Source organism: Flavobacterium sp. UBA4854 (assembly GCF_002399805.1).
GTDB lineage: Bacteria > Bacteroidota > Bacteroidia > Flavobacteriales > Flavobacteriaceae > Flavobacterium > Flavobacterium ginsengisoli.
Window position 1 is genome coordinate 1 of sequence record NZ_DHEI01000042.1, and the last position, 21558, is coordinate 21558.

At 32.6% G+C, this 21558-nt stretch carries 20 protein-coding genes; 6 read left to right on the top strand and 14 right to left on the bottom strand.

Features of this window, described 5'->3' with window-relative positions:
* The first annotated feature begins 246 nt into the window (after positions 1–246).
* Complete coding sequence (pafA, locus tag B3J44_RS05975) at positions 247–1866, top strand: alkaline phosphatase PafA (RefSeq protein WP_286966784.1); 1620 nt, start codon at positions 247–249, stop codon at positions 1864–1866.
* Between the two features lie 122 nt (positions 1867–1988).
* Here the strand turns inward: pafA and ald are convergent, their stop codons facing one another.
* Positions 1989–3107, bottom strand: a complete 1119-nt coding sequence (ald, locus tag B3J44_RS05980) for an alanine dehydrogenase (protein WP_286966786.1) — start codon at positions 3105–3107, stop codon at positions 1989–1991.
* 201 nt (positions 3108–3308) lie between these two features.
* On the opposite strand from ald, the gene B3J44_RS05985 reads away from it, so the two are divergent.
* Positions 3309–3767 (top strand): Lrp/AsnC family transcriptional regulator, encoded by a 459-nt coding sequence (locus tag B3J44_RS05985; RefSeq protein ID WP_053474073.1) that lies wholly within the window; start codon positions 3309–3311, stop codon positions 3765–3767.
* Positions 3768–3830: 63 nt separating this feature from the next.
* On the opposite strand, the gene B3J44_RS05990 is transcribed toward B3J44_RS05985, so the two are convergent.
* The gene (locus B3J44_RS05990; protein ID WP_286966792.1) at positions 3831–5279 is read right to left on the bottom strand and encodes a glyceraldehyde-3-phosphate dehydrogenase; all 1449 of its coding nucleotides are present in this window, start codon (positions 5277–5279) and stop codon (positions 3831–3833) included.
* 201 nt (positions 5280–5480) lie between these two features.
* Positions 5481–6881 carry a trypsin-like peptidase domain-containing protein gene (locus B3J44_RS05995; RefSeq protein WP_286966794.1) on the bottom strand — a complete coding sequence of 467 codons (1401 nt, stop codon included), beginning with the start codon at positions 6879–6881 and terminating at the stop codon, positions 5481–5483.
* 161 nt (positions 6882–7042) lie between these two features.
* On the opposite strand from B3J44_RS05995, the gene dapF reads away from it, so the two are divergent.
* From dapF to B3J44_RS06015, 4 genes are all read left to right on the top strand, one after another.
* A complete protein-coding gene (gene dapF / locus B3J44_RS06000) occupies positions 7043–7825 on the top strand; it encodes a diaminopimelate epimerase (RefSeq protein WP_198858272.1) in 783 nt (260 codons plus the stop codon).
* A 12-nt stretch (positions 7826–7837) separates the two neighbouring features.
* Entirely contained in the window at positions 7838–8371 is a 534-nt protein-coding gene (locus B3J44_RS06005; protein WP_198858273.1) for a GNAT family N-acetyltransferase, read from the top strand.
* 10 nt (positions 8372–8381) lie between these two features.
* A complete protein-coding gene (mltG, locus tag B3J44_RS06010) occupies positions 8382–9422 on the top strand; it encodes an endolytic transglycosylase MltG (RefSeq protein WP_198858274.1) in 1041 nt (346 codons plus the stop codon).
* 484 nt (positions 9423–9906) lie between these two features.
* The gene (locus B3J44_RS06015) at positions 9907–10545 is read left to right on the top strand and encodes a peptidoglycan-binding protein LysM (protein ID WP_286966798.1); all 639 of its coding nucleotides are present in this window, start codon (positions 9907–9909) and stop codon (positions 10543–10545) included.
* 39 nt (positions 10546–10584) lie between these two features.
* Here the strand turns inward: B3J44_RS06015 and scpA are convergent, their stop codons facing one another.
* From scpA to B3J44_RS06070, 11 genes are all read right to left on the bottom strand, one after another.
* Entirely contained in the window at positions 10585–12714 is a 2130-nt protein-coding gene (scpA, locus tag B3J44_RS06020; RefSeq protein ID WP_286966800.1) for a methylmalonyl-CoA mutase, read from the bottom strand.
* A gap of 129 nt (positions 12715–12843) precedes the next feature.
* On the bottom strand, positions 12844–13635 hold the full coding sequence (locus B3J44_RS06025) for an energy transducer TonB (RefSeq protein WP_286966802.1): 792 nt from the start codon (positions 13633–13635) through the stop codon (positions 12844–12846).
* A 4-nt stretch (positions 13636–13639) separates the two neighbouring features.
* Positions 13640–15004, bottom strand: a complete 1365-nt coding sequence (locus B3J44_RS06030; protein ID WP_286966806.1) for a methylmalonyl-CoA mutase subunit beta — start codon at positions 15002–15004, stop codon at positions 13640–13642.
* Positions 15005–15018: 14 nt separating this feature from the next.
* Positions 15019–15351 (bottom strand): FtsB family cell division protein, encoded by a 333-nt coding sequence (locus tag B3J44_RS06035; RefSeq protein WP_198858278.1) that lies wholly within the window; start codon positions 15349–15351, stop codon positions 15019–15021.
* 154 nt (positions 15352–15505) lie between these two features.
* Positions 15506–16114: a uridine kinase gene (gene udk, locus B3J44_RS06040; RefSeq protein WP_111363887.1), complete on the bottom strand. Its 609-nt coding sequence runs from the start codon at positions 16112–16114 to the stop codon at positions 15506–15508.
* A gap of 372 nt (positions 16115–16486) precedes the next feature.
* A complete protein-coding gene (locus B3J44_RS06045) occupies positions 16487–17368 on the bottom strand; it encodes an SDR family oxidoreductase (RefSeq protein WP_198858279.1) in 882 nt (293 codons plus the stop codon).
* Between the two features lie 76 nt (positions 17369–17444).
* Positions 17445–18572 carry a methionine aminotransferase gene (locus B3J44_RS06050; RefSeq protein WP_286966810.1) on the bottom strand — a complete coding sequence of 376 codons (1128 nt, stop codon included), beginning with the start codon at positions 18570–18572 and terminating at the stop codon, positions 17445–17447.
* A gap of 153 nt (positions 18573–18725) precedes the next feature.
* Positions 18726–19253, bottom strand: a complete 528-nt coding sequence (locus B3J44_RS06055; RefSeq protein ID WP_198858281.1) for a hypothetical protein — start codon at positions 19251–19253, stop codon at positions 18726–18728.
* Between the two features lie 250 nt (positions 19254–19503).
* Entirely contained in the window at positions 19504–20217 is a 714-nt protein-coding gene (locus B3J44_RS06060) for an SAM-dependent methyltransferase (RefSeq protein ID WP_286966812.1), read from the bottom strand.
* 55 nt (positions 20218–20272) lie between these two features.
* Positions 20273–20740: a low molecular weight protein-tyrosine-phosphatase gene (locus tag B3J44_RS06065; protein ID WP_286966814.1), complete on the bottom strand. Its 468-nt coding sequence runs from the start codon at positions 20738–20740 to the stop codon at positions 20273–20275.
* 8 nt (positions 20741–20748) lie between these two features.
* Positions 20749–21558, bottom strand: an 810-nt coding sequence (locus B3J44_RS06070) for a chromosomal replication initiator protein DnaA (protein ID WP_286966817.1), incomplete at its 5' end; no start/stop codon positions are given.

Here is a 21558-nt window from a genome sequence, read left to right on the forward strand (position 1 = left end):
TCGCCTTTCTTTGAAAACCCTATCCAGATCGGATAGGGTTTTTTGTTTTATACGCATTTCTATTTTTTTATTTGGAATTAAACTTAGGTTGTACAAGGGATTAATAATAAGAAAATATATCCTGATTTAAATATTGTGAGTAGTAAAAGTGTTAAATTATAGTCAATTGTCTTAGGTTAGATATGTATATTTTAGACTTTTTGAATTTGAATGAGTATTTTTGTGTTTCAATTATTTTATTTAAACATGAAGAAAAATATTTTATTGTTAGCACTTCTTGCTGTCGTAAGTTTAAGTGCTCAACAACGTCCAAAATTAGTTGTGGGTATAGTTGTAGATCAAATGAAAATGGAATATTTATATCGCTTTTCAGATGATTTTTCTCCAAACGGATTTAAAAGATTAATGAATGATGGATTTACTTTCCAGAATATGCATTACAATTATATGCCAACTTATACTGCTCCAGGACACGCTTCAATCTACACAGGGACAACACCTGCTACTCACGGAATTGTTGGTAATGAATGGTTTAGTAGAACTCTTGGTAAAGAAATGTACTGTACAGATGATGCAGGAGTTAAAACTGTAGGAGACGGAACTGTTGAGGAAGGTGCAATGTCTCCGAAAAACCTTCAAAGCACTACAATTACAGATGAAGTTAGAATGGCTACTAATTTTAACGGAAAAGTAATTGGATTAAGTTTGAAAGACCGTGGAGCTATATTACCAGCCGGACATTTTGCAAATTGGGCATTTTGGTATAGTAAAACCGGTTCTTTTATTTCTAGTACTTTCTATGGTGAGAAGTTGCCAGATTGGGTTAATGAATTCAATAACGAGAAAAACTACTTAAAGTACATTAATAAAGGTTGGGACTTATTCAAACCCGCTTCTGTTTATAATGAAAGTCTTCCTGATAATAACCCTTATGAAGGAAAATTATATGGAAGTGCCGCACCAGTCTTTCCATATGATTTAAAATCAATGTATGAGAAAAATGATGCTGGAATCATCCGTGCTACTCCTTTCGGAAATGATTTGTTGGCTGAATTTGCAAAAAGAGCAATTGAGAAAGAAGAATTAGGAAAAGATAATATTACAGACTTCTTGACGGTTAGTTTTTCTTCTACAGATTATGTAGGTCACTTACTTGGGCCAAGATCTATGGAACTTCAAGACACTTATTTAAGATTAGATCAAACTATTGCTGACTTCTTGGCTTATCTTGATAAAACGGTTGGAAAAGGAAATTATTTGCTTTTCTTAACGGCTGATCATGCTGGAGCTGAAAACGTTATTTATTTGAAAGATCGTAAATATAATGTTGATAATTATCCTTCTAAAGAGGTTAAGAAAAGCATGCAGGATTTTTCAACTAAGACTTTTGGAGTTGATTTAATTCAGAACTATTCAAACTTTAATGTTTTCTTTAACAAACAAATTATTAAAGATAAAAAATTAGAGCTAGTAAAAGTAAAACAAGCTTTTAAGGAGTTTTTAATTACTCAACCACAAGTGAAAAAGGTTTATACAGAAGAGGAAATTTTAGCTAATGCTGGAAATGATTATGCTCTTAATTTCGTTGCTAAAGGATATGATGTGACGCAGAATGGCGATTTAGTTATTGTAGATAAGCCTGGAATGATTGAATACACACCAACGGGAACATCACACGGGACAATTTATAGCTACGATACACATGTACCAGCAATTTTTTATGGTTGGAATATTAAGAAAGGAGAATCGTATGATAAAAAAGCAATTACGGAGATTGCACCAACTATAGCTCAGAAAATTAAAGTTACTTTCCCAAATGGAACTGAAGCTAAAGTACTTACTGAAGTTCTTGATAATAAGAAGTAAAAAATATTATATTGAAAAACCTGTCTATGTGACAGGTTTTTTTATGTAAAAAAAAGGCTTTTCAATTAAGAAAAGCCTTTTTGTAATAGTGATTTTAGTAAGCACTTATACAAGTATTAGCACTATGCGTTTGCTAATACTATTTCTTCGTTAAAAGGAAGATTCCAAGCTTCGGCAACTCCTTTGTAAAGGATTTTTCCATTTGCTACGTTTAATCCTTTATTTAATTCTTCATTTTCAGCACAAGCTTTTTCCCATCCTTTGTTTGCTAATTGCACAGCATATGGTAAAGTTGCGTTTGTTAAAGCTAAAGTAGAAGTGTAAGGTACAGCTCCTGGCATATTAGCTACACAATAGTGAACTATATCATCAATAATGAAAGTTGGGTTTTCGTGAGTTGTTGGAGTACAAGTTTCGATACATCCTCCTTGATCTACCGCTACGTCAACAACAACAGTTCCTGGTCGCATTAATTTTAGCATATCACGAGTAATTAAGTGAGGTGCTTTTGCTCCTGGAATTAAAACAGCTCCAACAATTAAGTCAGCGTCTTTAATTGCTCTTGTGATATTGTAATGATTAGACATTTCTGTGTTTACGTTTGCTGGCATGATATCATCTAATTGGCGTAAGCGAGGTAAGCTTAAGTCCATAATTGTTACTTGAGCACCTAATCCAGCAGCCATTTTAGCAGCTTGAGTTCCTACGATTCCTCCACCTAAAACTAATACTTTTGCTGGTGGAACACCTGGAACACCGCCTAAAAGAATTCCTCTTCCTTTTAGTGGTTTTTCAAGGTATTTTGCTCCTTGCTGAATTGCCATACGGCCTGCTACCTCAGACATTGGAACTAATAATGGTAAACTTCTGTCTGTTTTTTCTACAGTTTCGTAAGCTAAACAAACAGCTCCTTTTTCTAACATCGCATGCGTTAATTCTTCAGAAGAAGCGAAGTGGAAATATGTGAATAACAATTGATCTTTCTTGATTAATGGATATTCAGATGCAATTGGTTCTTTTACTTTGATGATCATTTCTGCAATTGCATAAATTTCTTCAATAGTTGGTAAAACAATCGCACCAGCTTCTGCATATTCTGCATCAGCAAAACCACTTCCTAAACCAGCTGTAGCTTGAACATAAACTGTATGTCCGTGTTTTTTCATTTCAGAAACACCTGCAGGAGTTAAGGCAACTCTGTTTTCGTTATTTTTTATTTCTTTAGGAACACCTATTATCATTTTGTTATATTTTTTTGTTTTTATTGAAATTGTTTTACAAATCTACAGATAGAGAATAAATTATGGTTTAATGCTTCATAAATAAGAAAATATTATTTTATTTTTTATTTTTACAGAAAAATATTCTGTTTTGAAGTGAAATTGATTATTCAAAAAGAAAAAATGACTAAATCGGACTAATTTTAATAAAACGTTTTCGTTATGGCTTTAGATGAAATTGACAAAAAAATACTACGTCTTTTACAAGAAGACGCGCATTACACATTAAAAGACATTGCAAACAAAATAAATCTGTCTTTGACTCCTGTTCATGATCGAGTGAAACGTCTTGAAAAAGATGGCATTATAGAGAAATATGTGACTATTTTAGATAAGAAAAAACTTGGAAATAATTTGACGGTTTACTGCCAAGTTACGCTTACAAAACAGACTTATGATACTTCGGAAGGATTTAATCAATCGATTTTGAATTTGCCTGAAGTTGTCGAATGTAATTACGTTTCAGGAAACTTTGATTATATGCTGAAAATCATAATTCCAGACATGGAAAGTTATCATCATTTTCATCAGAAGAAATTATCGGTTTTACCTGAAGTTTCTTTAATAAATACCGTTTTTGTGATTTCGGAGGTTAAAAGTACAACAGTTCTTCCTATTTAAAGTAAAACAAAAAACCATCAGGAAGTCCTGATGGTTTTAAGAAAAAAAGTTAGTTTGGTTGAATTAATAATAAGTATAACGTCTTACTTTGGCAATATATTTTGCTAAGCGAATTACTTGATGACTGTAACCATATTCGTTATCGTACCAAATATAAAGTACTATATTTTTTCCATCCTTTGAAACAATTGTTGCATTGCTGTCATAAATAGATGGAGCAGAAGTGCCGACAATATCAGATGAAACTAGTTCGTTATTTAAAGAATATTTTATCTGCTCCACAAGTTCTCCTTCTAGAGCATATTTCTTCATAATTTTATTGATTGCTGTAATAGATGTAGGTTTTTTAACTTCTAAATTCAAAACGACTAGAGATCCATTAGGAACAGGAACTCGAATAGCATTTGAAGTTAGTTTGTCTTCTAATGATGGTAAAGCTTTCGCCACCGCACTTCCTGCGCCAGTTTCAGTAATTACCATATTTAAAGCAGCGGCTCTCCCGCGGCGGTATTTTTTATGCATATTATCAACCAAATTTTGGTCGTTTGTATAGGCATGAATTGTTTCTAAGTGTCCTTTTACAACTCCAAGAGTTTCTTCAACAACTTTTAGAATTGGAGTAATGGCATTTGTTGTGCAAGATGCAGCCGAAAAAATATTTACTTCATCGGGATTAAAATCGTTATGATTAACACCATGTACAATATTTGGAACTCCTTTTCCTGGAGCAGTCAGTAAAACTTTACTAGCTCCGTTTGAAGTTAAATGTCTTTTTAATGCTTCTTCGGTTGTAAATGCTCCAGTATTATCAATTACTAAAGCATCATTTATTCCGTATGCGGTATAATCAATTTCTTCTGGTGAATTGGCTGTAATGATATGAACAGTTGTTCCGTTTATAATTAAGGCATTATTTTTAGCATCGGCTATTATAGATCCTTGAAAATCTCCGTGAATGGAGTCGTATCGCAATAGAGAAGCTCGTTTCTCTAAGCTCGTTGCATCGTTTTTATCGCGCGTTACAATTGCTCTCAGGCGCAATTGATTTCCTTTTCCAGTTTTAGACATTAGCTCTCTTGCTAATAAACGCCCAATTCTTCCAAAACCATATAAAACAACATCTTTTGGTTGAATTTCTTTTGAAGATTTTGCTTTTTTCAGTTTGTCAATAACAAAATATCTTGCATCTGGATATTTTTCATCCTCTAGGCGATACTCATAAGTAAGTTTTCCTAAATCTATTTTTGCTGGCGGAAGATCTAATGATAACACAACTCTTGCGATTTCAACTGAATCAAAAATGGTGATGGGTTTGCCTACAAATTCTCCAGCATATTGGTGAAGATTGATAATATCGCTAACGTTTTTATCCAATAATTGATTTTTGAATAAAACCATTTCGATTGATTTGTCATACCATAAATCGCTTATGATTTTGATTAATTCGACGCCGGCTTTTCTTCGGTCGACTTGTAAGGATACCTCTTTTTGGTACAATGATTTGTTACTCATAATTGAAAAAATAAAATGCTCACTATTTTAAAATTTTGCGCAAAAGTATCTATTTCAATCGATTTCGTAAACTATTTTAGCATTTATTTTTGAAAATAAAAAAGCCACCTTAATTTTCTTAAGATGGCTTTTTTGAAGTTTTCAGTCGCAGTCCCAGTTTACAGTTTTTAGTAACTGAAAACTGGGACTGAAAACTGCGACTTAAATAATTATTCTGAAAATCTCTCCGTTTCTGTTGATCATTTCAATTCTTATGCTTTGTCCTTCGTCTTTTTTACTTAAAAGTTTAGAAACAGTTTCAACGTTTGTTGCTTTTACATTATCAATGCTAAGAATAATATTTCCTAGTAATTCGTTTTGATATTGCATTAAATTCTCATTGCTTATGTTTTTAATTTTTACACCATAATCAATTCTGAATTTTTTCTTGTCAGTAGCATCAATGTTTTCTAATTCGATTCCTTTAAATTCGGCGCTGTAAAACTCGTTTTTACTTAAAGTTACAGGAACCGTTTTGGTTTTTCCTTCTTTAATATAAGTTACTTTTACAACATCGTTTGGACGTTTTGTATTAATGTAACCTGATAAATCAGCATATGTTGCAATATTTTGATCATCTAGTTTTACAATAATATCTCCTTTTGTTAAACCAGCTTTTTCTGCTCCAGAGTTTTTAGAAACTCTATTAATGTAGAATCCTTGTGTTTCTGTTACTCCTAATTCTTTAGAAGCAGTTGCATTCAATTCGCCTCCTTCAACTCCAAGAATACCTCTTTGAACATTTCCATATTCCATGATGTCCTCAATAATTTTGCGAGCAATATTAGAAGGAACGGCAAAAGAATATCCAACATAAGAACCTGTCATTGAAGAAATCATAGTATTAATTCCAATTAATTCTCCTCTCGCATTTACTAACGCTCCACCGCTATTACCTGGGTTTACAGCAGCATCAGTTTGAATGAAAGATTGGATTCCGCTTTGGTCTAAATTTCTGGCTTTTGCCGAAACAATTCCCGCAGTTACTGTTGAAGTTAAATTATATGGGTTTCCAACTGCCAATACCCATTCTCCAACTTTCACATTATCAGAATTGGCAAAAGCAGTGTAAGGAAGTTTTTCATCGGCATTGATTTTTAAAAGAGCAATGTCCATTTTAGAATCTGTACCAATTAACTTCGCTTTGTATGATTTTTTATTGTTTAAAGTAATTTCAATTTCTGTCGCGTCTTTAATTACGTGATTGTTAGTCACAATGTATCCGTCTTCAGAAATAATTACACCAGAACCAGTTCCTACTTGTTCTTGCTGTTGCTGTCCGCCGTATCCGTAGAAAAACTCCAACATCGGATTGCTTACGGTTCTTCTTGAGACATTTTTTACGTGAACAACGGTGTGAACAGTTTTGTCTGCAGCTTCGGTAAAATCTAGTATTTCGGCACCTAAACCAACATTTTTTCCATAAGAGTTAGGGGCAAGAGTTACAACAGAATTTCCTTTTCCAAAAAAAGAATTGTTGCTTTCAAATAATAACTTGTAAGCACCAAGAGTAATAGCACCACTTAACAATGACACTAAAAATAAGGCTGAAAATCTTTTCATATTAGAATTTGTAATTAAGTTATTAGAATTTAAGTTTCATGTTTTATTTAACGTAAAATTACTTCAAAAAATTATTTGTAAAAACGGTTTAACGCTCTTTAACAATGATTAACATTTCATTAATTAATAGTTCGTACTTTTGTATTTCTAACAACTAAAAAATGCAAGTAGAATTTTATAAATATCAAGGTACAGGAAATGATTTTGTAATGATTGATAATCGTACAAATTTCTTTCCAAAAGACGATGTAAAACTTATTGAACGCCTGTGCGACAGACGTTTCGGAATTGGAGCCGATGGATTAATTCTTTTAGAAAATGATACTGAAACCGATTTTAGAATGGTGTATTACAACTCTGATGGAAATCAAAGTTCGATGTGCGGAAACGGTGGTCGTTGCCTTGTTGCTTTTGCCAATCAATTGGGAGTAATTGATGATAAAACGACTTTTATTGCAACAGACGGATTACATCATGCTTCTGTTAATGCTGATTCAATTGTTTCTTTACAAATGATTGATGTTAACGAAATTCAGAAAAAAGATTCTTATACTTTCCTAAATACTGGTTCGCCTCACCATGTTCAAATTGTAGACGATTTGGAACATTATAATGTAAAAGAAAACGGAGCAGCAATTCGTTACGGTGAATTGTATGGTGAAAAAGGCAGCAATGTAAACTTTGTAAAAAAAGTAGATAACGATACTTTTTCTTTAAGAACATACGAAAGAGGTGTTGAAGACGAAACTCTTGCTTGCGGAACTGGCGCGACTGCAGTAGCGATTGCCATGAACGCCATTGGAGAAACAGATAAAACTTCAATAAACTTAAATGTTGAAGGCGGAAAACTTGTCGTTTCTTTTGATAAAGATAATGATGGTTATACCAATGTTTTCTTGACAGGACCTGCAAAATTCGTTTTCAAAGGAACAATCGAGATTTAAATCTAAAATTGAATGATAACATTAAAAGGCGATTCTATTTATTTGCGTGCACTCGAACCTCAAGATTTGGAGTTCATCTATTCTATAGAAAATGATGAGAATATCTGGGAAGTTAGTAATACGCAAACTCCTTACAGCCGTTTTTTGATTAAACAATATTTAGAAAATGCCCACCAAGATATTTATGAGGCAAAACAACTTCGTTTGGCAATTTGTCAAGATGAAGATTTTCCTGCAATTGGATTGATTGATTTGTTTGAGTTTGATCCTAGAAATAATAGGGCAGGTATTGGTATTGTAATTCAGAAAGAAGAAAATCAAGGTAAAAATATTGGTTCTGAGGCTTTAGAACTTTTAATTAATTATTCTTTTACCAATTTAAATCTACATCAATTGTATGCAAATATTGGCGTACAAAATGTAGCGAGTATTGCACTTTTTACTAAATTTGGTTTTAAGAAAATCGGAATAAAAAAAGACTGGATTTTGTATCATAATCATTATCATGATGAAGCAATTTTTCAGCTAATTAATAAACAAATTTAAACTTTAAGCTTTGAGTCTAAAAAAAATAATCACAATAACTGCAGTAGCCATAATTTCAGCTTTATTGATTTATGGTTTTATTTTAATCAGTAGAATTTTTAGTTCTAACACTAAATTTGAAGAAAAAGAAGTCTACGTTTACGTGCCTACAGATGCGAATTACACTGATGTAAAAAAGATTTTGGCACCTTACATAAAAAACTTTGACAACTTTGAAATGGTTGCTGAAAAAAGAGACTATCCGCAAAATGTAAAATCGGGTCGTTTTCTTTTGAAAAAAGACATGAACAATATTGACTTAGTACGAGCAATGCGTTCTAACATTCCTGTAAAATTGGTTTTTAACAATCAAGAGCGCTTAGAGAATTTTGCTGGAAGAATTGGAAAAGAAATTGAAGCAGACAGCTTATCATTAATGAAAGCTATAAAAGATTCTACTTTTTTAGCCGCAAACGGATTTAACGAAGAAAACGTTTTTGCAATGTTTATTCCTAATACTTATGAGATTTATTGGAATACATCGGCAGAAAAGTTTCGTGATAAAATGATTAAAGAATATCACAATTTCTGGACAGCAGATAGAATCGCTAAAGCAAAAGCACAAGGTTTAACCCCGGTTCAAGCTACTATTTTAGCTTCAATTGTCCATAAAGAATCCGTTAAAAAAGACGAAAGACCTCGTATTGCTGGTGTTTATTTAAACCGGTTACGTTTAGAAATGCCATTACAAGCAGATCCAACAGTTATTTATGCTTTAAAATTAAGAGATAACGATTTTGATCAAGTTATTAAACGAGTTTTTTATAATGATTTGGTAATGAGATCTCCATATAATACTTATGTAAATAAAGGACTTCCTCCAGGGCCAATTGCAATGCCTGATATTACAGCTTTAGAAGCAGTTTTAAACCCAGAAAAGAACGATTATATCTATTTCTGTGCAAGTGTTGATCGTTTCGGATATCACGAATTTGCTGCAACACTAGCAGAACATAACGTAAATGCAAAAAAATATTCAGACTGGATTGCAAGTCAAGGAGTAACAAGATAATCCTAATTTGTGTAAATAATATTAGAAAACCGAAGTCAATTTTGCTTCGGTTTTTTTGTTTTTTTCTGATGTAAAAAAGTCTTTGAAATTGAAAAATTATGAAATTGCTATTTTGTGTATTTTTCGATTTGTCATAATAAAAAAATAACCATTTTTTAATGATGAATTTTATAAAATTCGAAAACCACCTTTTCAAAATGTGCATAAAAACTACATTTTTTATGTAGGCTAATTCTTTCTTTTTTGTAAAAAATGCTTAAAATTTCTATAAAATGCGATTTTTTTTGACCCAAAATTTCAATTTTTAGAGCTGAAATAAGTGACTTCAAATCTTTCGGAATCCATTAGTATATCTGGGATGAAAGCGAATTGCGTTTTTAAGTGGTAAATGTTAAAGCGTTGATTTATAGTATATTTTGAAAAGACTTATCTTTGCACCGTAGAAATTTCAAGAGGGTGACAGCGTCTTGAAGAAAAACAATTTATGATAAAGAAATGGTATTTTTATGCGAGTTTAGTCGTTATTATTACATTTTTAAGTTTGGGATTTATTCCCTCAGAAAAAGAAACCAAACCTTGGTTTTTAATTGAAAAAACAGATGGATCAGAATACATTTTTCCATCAAAAGAAAAAGATGATTATCCAAACACCAACGTCCCATACACAGGAAATCATCTAATAGGATTTAAAGAAGCAGTAGCTTTTAAAGAATCACAAGGGCAATACAGGCTAGTAAATTCTCTTGGTTATATGGGTAAATATCAATTTGGTTCTAAAGCTTTAAGAGCAATCGGAATTAATGATAATAAAGCCTTTTTAAAAGATCCTGCGCTACAAGAAAAAGCTTTTATGGCTTTGTTAGCCAAAAACAAATGGATTTTACGTTACGAAATCGAAAAGTATCAAGGTAAAATCATCAGTGGTATTGAAATTACCGAATCTGGAATTTTAGCTGCAGCGCATTTAGGTGGTGCAGGTTCTGTAAAGAACTTTTTCAAAAACAAAGGAAGCAGACATTTTAGAGATGCTTTTGGAACTTCTTTGAAAAGCTATATGAGAGATTTTGCAGGTTACGATCTTTCTTTTATAGAAGCAGATAGTAACGCAACAGTAAACGACTAAATGAAAAAAGAAAAATCCCTTGTAAAAGGGATTTTCTTTTTAATCTATTAAAGCTTCTAAGATTTTTATAGCGGCTTCACTTATTTTAGTGCCAGGGCCAAAGACAGCCGATGCTCCTGCATCAAACAAAAATTGATAGTCCTGAGACGGAATAACACCGCCTACAATTACCATTATATCTTCGCGACCATGTTTTTTTAGTTCTTCTATTACTTGCGGTACCAAAGTTTTGTGTCCAGCAGCAAGTGATGAAACACCTAAGATGTGAACATCATTCTCAACAGCTTGTTTTGCTGCTTCGGCCGGAGTTTGAAATAGCGGACCTATATCAACATCAAAACCAACATCTGCATAACCCGTAGCAACCACTTTTGCGCCTCGGTCATGACCATCTTGTCCCATTTTTGCAATCATAATTCTAGGACGTCTACCTTCTTGTTTAGCAAAAACATCTGCAAGTTGTTTTGCTCGTTCAAAATTCTCGTCATTTTTAATTGCTGCACTATACACTCCGCTAAAAGATTTAATTTGTGCTTTAAAACGACCAAAAACTGTCTCCAGCGCATTACTGATTTCGCCCAGTGTTGCTCTATTTCTAGCAGCTTCAATTGCAATTTCTAGCAAGTTGCCTTGTCCCGTTTGTGCACAAAGGATTAATTTTTCTAGTGACTTATTTACTTTTTCAGTATCTCTGGTTTGTTTAATTTCTTCCAGACGTTCAATTTGCTGCTTGCGAACCAATTGATTGTCTACATCTAGAATATCCAACGGATCTTCTTTCTCTAAACGGTATTTATTAACTCCAACAATAATATCTTGACCACTGTCAATTCTAGCTTGTTTTCTCGCGGCTGCCTCTTCAATTCGAAGTTTCGGAATTCCAGCCTCAATTGCTTTTGTCATTCCTCCAAGTTCTTCAACTTCTTCGATTAATTTCCAAGTCTTTTCAACGATTTCGTTAGTCAAACTTTCAACATAATAGCTACCAGCCCAAGGATCTACTGTTTTAGTTATTTTAGTTTCTTCTTGAAGAAAAATTTGGGTATTACGTGCAATTCTAGCAGAGAAATCTGTTGGAAGCGCAATTGCTTCATCTAAAGCATTGGTATGCAAAGATTGTGTTCCGCCAAAAACCGCTGCTGCAGCTTCAATACAAGTTCTGGCAACATTATTAAACGGATCTTGTTCGGTTAAGCTCCATCCGCTGGTTTGACAGTGCGTTCTTAATGCTAGAGATTTATCGCTTTTTGGATTAAACTGTTGCAATAGTTTTGCCCAAATCATTCGTCCGGCTCTCATTTTGGCGATTTCCATAAAATGATTCGTGCCAATTGCCCAAAAGAAAGATAGTCTTGGGGCAAAATCGTCAATTGTCATTCCTGTAGATAATCCAGTTCTAATGTATTCTAAACCATCTGCTAAAGTGTAAGCCAATTCAATGTCGGCGGTAGCTCCAGCTTCTTGCATGTGATAACCAGAAATAGAAATAGAATTGAATTTTGGCATTTTTTTGCTCGTAAACTCAAAAATATCAGCTATAATTTTCATCGAAGGAGTTGGAGGATAGATATAAGTATTTCTAACCATAAACTCCTTTAAAATATCATTTTGGATTGTTCCTGCTAATTTTTCTGGACTAACGCCTTGCTCTTCTGCAGCAACAATATAAAAAGCCATAATAGGTAAAACAGCTCCATTCATAGTCATGGAAACTGACATTTCATCTAGCGGAATCTGATCGAAAAGCACTTTCATGTCTTCAACAGAATCTATTGCTACACCAGCTTTTCCAACATCGCCAACCACTCTTTCATGATCAGAATCGTAACCGCGGTGTGTTGGAAGATCAAAAGCGATCGAAAGTCCTTTCTGTCCTGCGGCTAAATTTTTTCTGTAAAAAGCATTACTTTCTTCTGCTGTCGAAAATCCAGCATATTGACGAATAGTCCACGGACGTCTCACGTACATTGTTGCATAAGGCCCACGCAAGTTTGGCGCAAAACCAGCTCCGAAATCAAGAAACTCTAAATCTTCGATATCTTTTTCAGAATACGTTTTTTTAATTTCGATTCCTTCTGCAGTAAGAAAATGCTTTTCCACATTCAGAATAACTTTTTCTAAGAGACTGGAATTTTCAAGCTTGATATGTTGTAAATCTTTTCTTTTCATTTTTTTAGCCTTTAATATATAAAATTTGATTACTCTTAATAAGTCTTTCTGTTTGAGTTTTCCACCAATAGTTTTCGATTGTCGGAATAAATTTCAGTCATTTTTTACTAAAGAGTTTTTAAACAAAATCTATATTTTAATAGGTTGATTTTTATCATTAGTATCAAGAGCAAAAACAAATGTATATTGAACTCTTATTGGTTTCCCATTTTGCTTGCCTGGGATCCATTTAGGAGATTTTCTTAATACTCTAATTGCTTCGCCACCTGTTCCATAACCTATATCACGCATCACTTTGATATCAGACAAAGAGCCATCTTTTTCTATAGTGAACGATGTTGTTATTTTACCCTTGAGGTTATCTTCCTCAGGCACTTGAAAATTGCTATTAAAAAAGCGCTCTAATTTAGCTATATCTCCTGGGAATCTTGGTTTTATCTCTATTCCGCTTATGTTATAAACTCGATTGTCATCTTTATCGGTTAAAGTCTTTGCTTTTTCAACTCTTTGAGGAGCTTCTTCAACTGTTAATATTCCAATGTCTTCATTATCAGCATAAGGGTTACCAGCCATCCAGTATTTAATGTGGCAAGGAACTGCTTTTCCGTGTAAAGTAGCTGGCACCCACTTTGGACTTAAAGCCATAACACGAAGCGCTTCATTTTCATTAAGCGTACCTATTGGATTAAGCACTTTAACATCGGTCACTAAACCATTAGTTTGTACAATAAATTCTACGCTTATGAATTTAGGTAGTTTTTCTTTAGGAATCCATTTAAAATTCTTTTCAACAAAAAATATATATTCATTCCACCCTCCAGGGAACATTGGTTTATTCTCAACTTCATGTTCTTCAAAGATTTTTGATTGAGCTGTTGCTATCGAAGCACTAAAAAGCAATAATAAAATAATTTTTTTCATAAGTTTATTCCAATTCTAATCGTTCTTGCTCCATTTTTTCTGCCAATCTTTTTTCAATAATTGGCGTAATTAATGTTTTTCTTGGTTTTATTTTTACAAAAGGAAACAATTCTAAATCATGTTTCATTCTGTCTTCTTTATTCGGATATTTATTGGTGCCTAATAAAATTTCTTTTTTAGAATCGAATAATTCCTGTTCTTTATTGGCACTTTCTTGAATTTTCTTTTTGATTGTGCCTTCATTTAAAAGTTTTAGAAAACCTCCATTGGCTTCAATTTCTTTAAATAAATTTAAACTTTTTTCTGCCAATTGCATGGTTAAACTTTCGATGTAATAACTTCCATCAGCTGGATTGTCAACTTTATCAAAATAACTTTCATGTTTTAAAATCAAAAGCTGATTTCTAGAAATTCGATCTCCAAATTCATTGTCTTTATGATATAATGCATCATAAGGAAGATTGGCAATTGCATCTGCACCACCCAAAATTGCCGACATACATTCAGTTGTGGTACGAAGCATATTGACATTATAATCGTATATGGTTTTATTACGTTTTGTTGGAGTTGCCACTATGTGACATTCGATTTTTGAATCGTACTCTGTAGCAATTAAATCAAAAAGCATTCGAAGTGCACGAAGTTTAGCAATTTCGAAAAAATAATTTGTTCCAACAGAAACCTGAAAGACGATAGATTTTGCTGTATCTGAGAAACGATTTAAATATTCGTTTGCATGAGCCAAACTATAGGCAATTTGTTGAGTGATGTTAGCTCCAGAATTTTGATACAATCCCAAATCTACACTCAGCAGATTTAAATTAGTTGTATTCTTAAAAAGTATATCTAAGGTTTCAAAATTATTTTTCTCCGAAGTGGTAAACCAATTTCCTTCTCTTGCTAACTGTCCGATTGGATCAAAATTGCAGTAAAAATTAGCTTTTTTCTGAATTGAAATCGTATCTAATTTTTTAACGAAATCGATTGAGATAAAACTGAAATTAAAGTAAACGGTTTTGTTTTCTAAAGGAAGATTTTCCAATAGTTTTTGAACATCAATTTTATCATTTTCGATTGTAAAACGAAGACTTTCAGCGCCTCTCTCTAAAGTGTTTAAAGCACGTTCGATTGATTTTTCTACATCGAAAACAAAGATATTTTGGCAGATTTTAAAATCTGAGGCTTGAGTTTTTACATTTGCAGCTTTTGTAAACTCATCGCTATGATAAAAAGGCTTTACCTGAATATCTTCTGGTGAATTCCAAATAACAGTTTGATTGTAATCGGCTCCATCTAATTCAAACTGAATTTTTTGTTTCCATTGTTTGGATGAAATCGGATTAAAATCGTCGAATAGGTTAGTGGCCATTGTATTTTGTTTGATTATTCTTTGTCTTGAATGGTATCTCCTTCAAATTGTATGATATAAATATCTTCGCTATCTTTTTTCATGAAATACTTTTCACGTGCGTATTTCTCAATTTGTTCGGGATTTTTGAGCTGTTTGATCTGCTCCTGATCTTTTCTGATTTCTTCCTGATAATACTTTTTATTATCTTGAAGTTCATGAATTTGTTCATCTAAAAAACGATGATCAAAATAAGAGTAATTATCTAAAAATAACATCCAAACTATAAAAAATAGCAAAACCCAAACATATTTGTTTCCAAGATATTTGAACCATTTTTTGTCTTTGTATGGATTTTTAAATTTCATTTTAAACGAATATTTCTTTTGTATTTGTTATCTCTAGCCCCGATATCTCCCGATTTAGAAAAACAAGGCTTTTTTGCCGTAGTTTTTCTAAATCGGGAATAAAGGCGAAAGCGGTTAAGCTCCTAATTATTATGGTTTAAATTTACGATAAAAATTATGAAATACGCTGATTAATTACGGCCCGAACTACATCAATTGCTACCGTATTGTATTTATCATTCGGAATAATAATATCGGCAAATGCTTTAGTTGGCTCTATAAATTGCTCGTGCATAGGCTTTAAAGTAGTTTGATAACGATTTAAAACCTCGTCAATATCACGGCCTCTCTCTGAAATATCTCTTTTTAAACGACGGATTAATCTTTCGTCAGAATCGGCATGAACGTAGATTTTGATGTCAAAAAGCTCACGCAATTCTGGATTGGTCAAAATTAAGATACCTTCAACAATCATTACTTTTCTAGGATGTGTCGTAATTGTATCATCAGTTCTGTTATGCTGAATAAATGAGTAAACAGGCTGATCAATAGTTTCACCTGCTTTTAAAGCTTTTAGATGTTTTACCAACAATTCAAAATCGATGGCACGAGGGTGATCAAAATTTATTAATGCTCTCTCGTCAAAAGACAAGTTATGGTTTTCTTTATAATACGAATCTTGAGAAATTACACCAACTTCAGTATCTGGTAATTCGTTCATGATTTGGTGTACAACTGTTGTTTTTCCGCTTCCAGTTCCTCCTGCAATTCCAATAATGAGCATAAAATTTTTGTTTGATATTTGTTTGGCAAAAATAATAATTTAACTGAATCGCTAAACATTTAAAATAATTTAACCATATAAGTAACGTAAGTAAATTTAAGCTAGAAAATATTTAAGCAAAATGTTACTTAACTGAAATTATTGCCGTTATATTGATAAAAGACCGAATTATTTGTTTTAAATCATTTAAGCAATATAAGTAAATATAAATAGTTCTTTTTTTTGACTTAAAGAACTTTAAAAATCCCCACTAAACTTATAATCTCTTATATGAACTTATTTGGTAAAAAAAATCCCGAAAGTAAACCTTCGGGATTTCGTGCAATCAGTATAGTTTAAAAAAAATATTCTGAATTTAGTAAGCACTTGTAATTATTTATTCTTTTTTGCTTTAATCATCATTTCAAGCTGATCCCAAAGTTCTTCTGGAATTGCTTCTAATAAATTGAACTGTCCAGCGCCTTTTAACCATTCGCCACCATCAATTGTAATTACGTCTCCATTAATGTATGAAGAGAAATCGGAAACTAAATAAGCCGCTAAATTGGCCAATTCTTGGTGATCTCCAACTCTTTTTAATGGCACTTTTTTAGCCATGTCAAATTTCTCCGAAAGATCTCCAGGCAATAATCTGTCCCAAGCTCCTTTTGTTGGAAATGGTCCTGGTGCAATCGCATTGGAACGAATTCCGTATTTTGCCCATTCTACAGCAAGACTTCTTGTCATTGCCAAAACTCCCGCTTTTGCCGTAGCACTAGGAACAACATAAGCAGATCCTGTCCAAGCGTAAGTGGTTACTATATTTAAAATTGTTGCCGACGTTTGTTTGGTATCGATCCAATGTTTTCCAAAAGCAAGTGTGCAGTTTTTAGAACCTTTTAATACAATATCAATTACGGTATCAAATGCATTTGCTGACAATCTTTCGGTTGGCGAAATAAAATTACCTGCTGCATTATTTAAAAGAACATCTACTTTTCCGAATACTTTTAAAGTTTCCTGAAGCATGTTTTCTACTTCTTCGTAATGACGTACATCGCATTGTAAAGGAAGACATTTACCTCCAGTCTGACTTTCCAGTTCGGCTGCCGTAGTTTTTAACTTTTCTAGATCTCTAGAAGTTATGGCTACTTGAGCTCCTAATTCGAGAAAATATTTGGTCATAGCTTTACCTAAACCGCTTCCGCCGCCTGTAACGACAATGACTTTGCCTTGTAAAGCATCATCACGTAACATTTTATCTGTGTAGCTCATAGTTTTTCTTTTTTTGCAATATTAATTAAATAAAATAGGATGCACGCATAATAATGTTATAAAATTTCGATAAATTTTATATATCACATAATTTTTTTGCTGCAGACTCGAGTGTGGAGTTGTCTTTGGCAAAACAAAAACGAATAAGTTTCTGATCTTTATGATCGGAATAAAAAGTAGAAATAGGTATTGCAGCAACACCATGATCGATGATTAGATTTTTGCAAAAAGTAACATCGTCTTGGTTTGAAATATTGGCATAAGAAGCAACCTGAAAATAAGTTCCTTCGCAAGGTTTTAATTCAAAACGGCTATTTTGAAGCAGTTTCTGGAAATAATCTCTTTTTTCCTGATAGAATTTTCCAAGAAGATTTACATCAACAACATCTAAATATTCGCTAATTGCAAACTGAGAAATACTGTTTACGCTAAAAACCAAAAACTGGTGAACCTTTTTAATTTCTTTCATTAAATGTTCAGGAGCAATAGTATAGCCAATTTTCCAGCCTGTTATATGAAAAGATTTTCCAAAAGAAGAAACCATAACGCAACAATCTAAAAGAAAATCTTTGGTATGTGCCGAAATATGTTTTTCTTCGAAAGTAATGTACTCGTAAACTTCGTCAGACAAAACAATAAGTTTTGGATATTTTTCAAGAAGGTTTTTTAACTGAATAAAATCATTTTCGGTTAATATTTTTCCTGTCGGATTATGCGGATTATTGATGATAATCATTTTGCTCTTTTCAGAACAAGCTTTTTCTATTGTTTCCCAGTTTGGCGTGTAATCATCATTTAGGGCAACTCGAACAGGTTTTGCTTTACAGAGTAAAACAGGAGATTCGTAAGAATCATAACTTGGATCTAGAATTATGACTTCATCATTTTCTTTTACTAAAGCCAATATTGTAGTAAAAATTCCTTGCGTAGCACCGGCCGTTACTAAAAGTTCTGCTTCTGGATTAATTGTTCTATTGTACGAATCGTGAATTAACTTTCCAATTTTGTTCATCACCGGAGGATAACCCGCCATTGGGGTATATTGGTGAACATTTTCCTTAGCTAGTTTTGCAACGATATCTGTTAATCGTTCATCAACAGGAAAATTAGGAAATCCCTGAGAAAGATTTATCGCATTGTATTCAGTTGCCATTTTAGACATTACTGTAAAAATGCTAGTGGTTACATTTGGGAGTTTACTCATAATTTATTGTAGAAATGTTACATATAAAAGTAATTGTTTTGAAATGAATTTGAACAATTTTTCTTTCTTTAACAGCATAAAAAAAAGACATTAAAGAAAAACTATTTCATAAATAGCTGTTGTTTAATGTCTTTTGCGGAATTTTTTTAGGGATTATTTAATTATTTCTCCAGTTGGTTTTACCACTAGGTTCTGAATAGTTTTGTCTTTTTTGATTTTAAGATTGTATTCTTTTTTTTCAATATCACCTTCTTTTTGAGTATAAAGAAATTTGTCTTTTATAATGGTCCAACCAGGATATTCTTTATAAATAGAGTAAATGACTTTAGCAGGAAGCTGTACGTTTTGATAATTTTCAACCACACTAGTTAGTTTTCCATTTTCATTGTAAGTTGCAGACAAAGAACCTTTAGGAGATTCTAACACTACCAAGAATTCATTATAGCCTTGATAATCTTTTCCTAAATCATAAGAAATGAATTTTTGTTGAAGTGCTCTCACATTTTCATCAGGATTTCTGTCTGGTAAGTAAACAGAAAAATCTTTACCTGCACTTTTAATTACAACTGCAGGTAAATCGGCCATTTTAATTTCGTCCTCTTTTATATCACCGTTTTTAACTTGAGAAAAAGAGTTTGAGATTAAACCAAAAAATAATAATACAAAAAGAAATGTTCTCATGATATTTATTTTTAAATATTAAATTACTTAGGTTAATCTTAATGATTTAAAAATGATGAGGGTTTCTTGAAATGGTTTGATGCTTAAATCATTAAAGTTTAAGGCGCGAACAATTTTTTTTAGCTAATAAAATTACTTCTTTTACTAATGTAGAAGCGTTAAATATATCTTTAAGGATTGTTAATTAAAAAGAATTTAATCAAAAAAAATGCGTCAAAAATTGACGCATAGATTTTTAAAGAGATTGCTACTACATTTTATGGATAATAAAAATTGTAGGACGTTTATCAATATCAATTTTTAGCTTTTTCCAATCTGAAACCCGCATTGTTTTTATAAATTCTGTTGGCAAAGTAATATCGGTCGCAATACATAAATGTGTTGATGGATTTAAAATCTGCAAAAGATCTTCAATTAATTTGTTGTTTCTGTATGGGGTTTCTATGAATAGTTGCGATTGGTTTTTATCCTGAGATAATCTCTCAAAATGGCGTATTGCCGATTTTTTCTCATCTTTATCTATCGGTAAATATCCGTTGAAAGTAAAACTTTGCCCATTCATTCCAGAAGCCATCATAGCTAGTAGGATAGAAGAAGGGCCAACTAAAGGTACAACCTGAATTCCTTTTTCGTGCGCCAATTTTACAATTACAGCTCCAGGATCTGCAACTCCAGGACAGCCAGCTTCGCTCATTAGTCCCATATTTTTACCTTCTAGTAAAGGTTTTATAAAATCTAAATGCTCACTCGGTTCTGTACGTTTGTTAAGAGTAAAAAGAACCAGTTCAGATTGTTTTTTTTCTGGATAAACGGCTTTTATCGATTTTCGGGCTGTTTTATCATTTTCAACAATATAATGGTCGATAACTTCTATCGTTCTTCTAACAGTTTGTGGTAAAACATCCATCGGATCGCTTTCGCCCATTGTGGTTGGAATTAGATATAATTTTCCGAAAGATTTCATGTGCTTTTGTTTAAAATTAAAAAATTCAATTATCTCTTTTTTAGAAACAATTGAATTAGGAGTGTTTTTTTAGCAGCTGATCTGCAATTAAATCGGTTACTTCGTCCAGCATTTGGTAAACGTTGTCAAAACCGTTTGCTGAGCCGTAATATGGATCTGGAACATCAACATTTTCGTCTGGAAATAAATCGTTTAAAATCAAACGAACTTTGTTTCTGTGTTCGGGAGTTTTTGCTAAATGAATTACATCGCGATAATTCGAATTATCCATTACATAGATATAATCAAATTTATCAAAATCAGAAACTTGAATTTGTCTTCCTTTTTGCGCGCTGATATTGATTCCGTTTTTTCTTGCAACCTCAATAGAACGTTTGTCTGGACAATGGCCAACATGCCAAGAACCTGTGCCAGCAGAGTCAACAAAGAATTTATCTTCGGGTAGTTTAGAAGCTAGAATTCCTTCAGCTAAAGGAGATCTGCAAATATTTCCTAAACATACCATTAAGATTTTTACAGGCATGATGTGTCTTAAAGCGTTAGTTTTTTATTGATGTCTTCAACAAACTTTTTAAATTGTTTGTCTGTAGAAACTAAGTTGTCGACTGTTTTACATGCATGAAGAACAGTTGCGTGATCGCGATCTCCAATTTGTGAACCAATATTAGCAAGAGAAGCTTTAGTGAATTTCTTAGCAAAGAACATCGCTAGTTGTCTTGCTTGCACCACATGCCTCTTTCTGGTTTTAGATTGAAGTGTCTCAATATCTAATTGGAAATAATCTGAAACGATTTTTTGAATATAATCGATAGAGATTTCTCTCTTTACGTTTTTAACAAATTTCTCTACAACGCTTTTCGCTAACTCGATTGTAACTTCTTTTTTATTGAAAGAAGATTGAGCAATCAACGAAATAATAGCGCCTTCAAGTTCTCTAACATTTGATTTAATGTTTCGAGCAACATATTCTAAAATATCTTCTGGCATTTCTACACCATCACGGTATAAAATGTTTTTTAAGATTGAGATACGAGTTTCGTAATCAGGCTGATGTAACTCAGCAGATAATCCCCATTTAAAACGAGATAATAATCTTTGTTCGATATCCTGCATATCAACAGGAGCTTTATCAGAAGTCAAGATTACTTGTTTTCCGTTTTGGTGTAAATAATTGAAAATATGGAAAAATACGTCTTGCGTTCCTGATTTTCCAGACAAGAACTGAACATCATCAATAATCAAAACATCGATTAACTGGTAAAAGTGAATAAAATCATTACGATTATTCTTTTTTACAGAGTCAATATATTGTTGTGTGAAAATCTCAGCAGAAATATATAA

What these genes read in the sequence shown, in the direction of transcription:
- pafA (WP_286966784.1), top strand. Translation starts at nt 247, where the DNA reads ATGAAGAAAAATATTTTATTGTTAGCACTTCTTGCTGTCGTAAGTTTA.
- ald (WP_286966786.1), bottom strand. Translation starts at nt 3,107, where the DNA reads ATGATAATAGGTGTTCCTAAAGAAATAAAAAATAACGAAAACAGAGTT.
- B3J44_RS05985 (WP_053474073.1), top strand. Translation starts at nt 3,309, where the DNA reads ATGGCTTTAGATGAAATTGACAAAAAAATACTACGTCTTTTACAAGAA.
- B3J44_RS05990 (WP_286966792.1), bottom strand. Translation starts at nt 5,279, where the DNA reads ATGAGTAACAAATCATTGTACCAAAAAGAGGTATCCTTACAAGTCGAC.
- B3J44_RS05995 (WP_286966794.1), bottom strand. Translation starts at nt 6,881, where the DNA reads ATGAAAAGATTTTCAGCCTTATTTTTAGTGTCATTGTTAAGTGGTGCT.
- dapF (WP_198858272.1), top strand. Translation starts at nt 7,043, where the DNA reads ATGCAAGTAGAATTTTATAAATATCAAGGTACAGGAAATGATTTTGTA.
- B3J44_RS06005 (WP_198858273.1), top strand. Translation starts at nt 7,838, where the DNA reads ATGATAACATTAAAAGGCGATTCTATTTATTTGCGTGCACTCGAACCT.
- B3J44_RS06015 (WP_286966798.1), top strand. Translation starts at nt 9,907, where the DNA reads ATGATAAAGAAATGGTATTTTTATGCGAGTTTAGTCGTTATTATTACA.
- scpA (WP_286966800.1), bottom strand. Translation starts at nt 12,714, where the DNA reads ATGAAAAGAAAAGATTTACAACATATCAAGCTTGAAAATTCCAGTCTC.
- B3J44_RS06025 (WP_286966802.1), bottom strand. Translation starts at nt 13,635, where the DNA reads ATGAAAAAAATTATTTTATTATTGCTTTTTAGTGCTTCGATAGCAACA.
- B3J44_RS06030 (WP_286966806.1), bottom strand. Translation starts at nt 15,004, where the DNA reads ATGGCCACTAACCTATTCGACGATTTTAATCCGATTTCATCCAAACAA.
- B3J44_RS06035 (WP_198858278.1), bottom strand. Translation starts at nt 15,351, where the DNA reads ATGAAATTTAAAAATCCATACAAAGACAAAAAATGGTTCAAATATCTT.
- udk (WP_111363887.1), bottom strand. Translation starts at nt 16,114, where the DNA reads ATGCTCATTATTGGAATTGCAGGAGGAACTGGAAGCGGAAAAACAACA.
- B3J44_RS06045 (WP_198858279.1), bottom strand. Translation starts at nt 17,368, where the DNA reads ATGAGCTACACAGATAAAATGTTACGTGATGATGCTTTACAAGGCAAA.
- B3J44_RS06050 (WP_286966810.1), bottom strand. Translation starts at nt 18,572, where the DNA reads ATGAGTAAACTCCCAAATGTAACCACTAGCATTTTTACAGTAATGTCT.
- B3J44_RS06055 (WP_198858281.1), bottom strand. Translation starts at nt 19,253, where the DNA reads ATGAGAACATTTCTTTTTGTATTATTATTTTTTGGTTTAATCTCAAAC.
- B3J44_RS06060 (WP_286966812.1), bottom strand. Translation starts at nt 20,217, where the DNA reads ATGAAATCTTTCGGAAAATTATATCTAATTCCAACCACAATGGGCGAA.
- B3J44_RS06065 (WP_286966814.1), bottom strand. Translation starts at nt 20,740, where the DNA reads ATGCCTGTAAAAATCTTAATGGTATGTTTAGGAAATATTTGCAGATCT.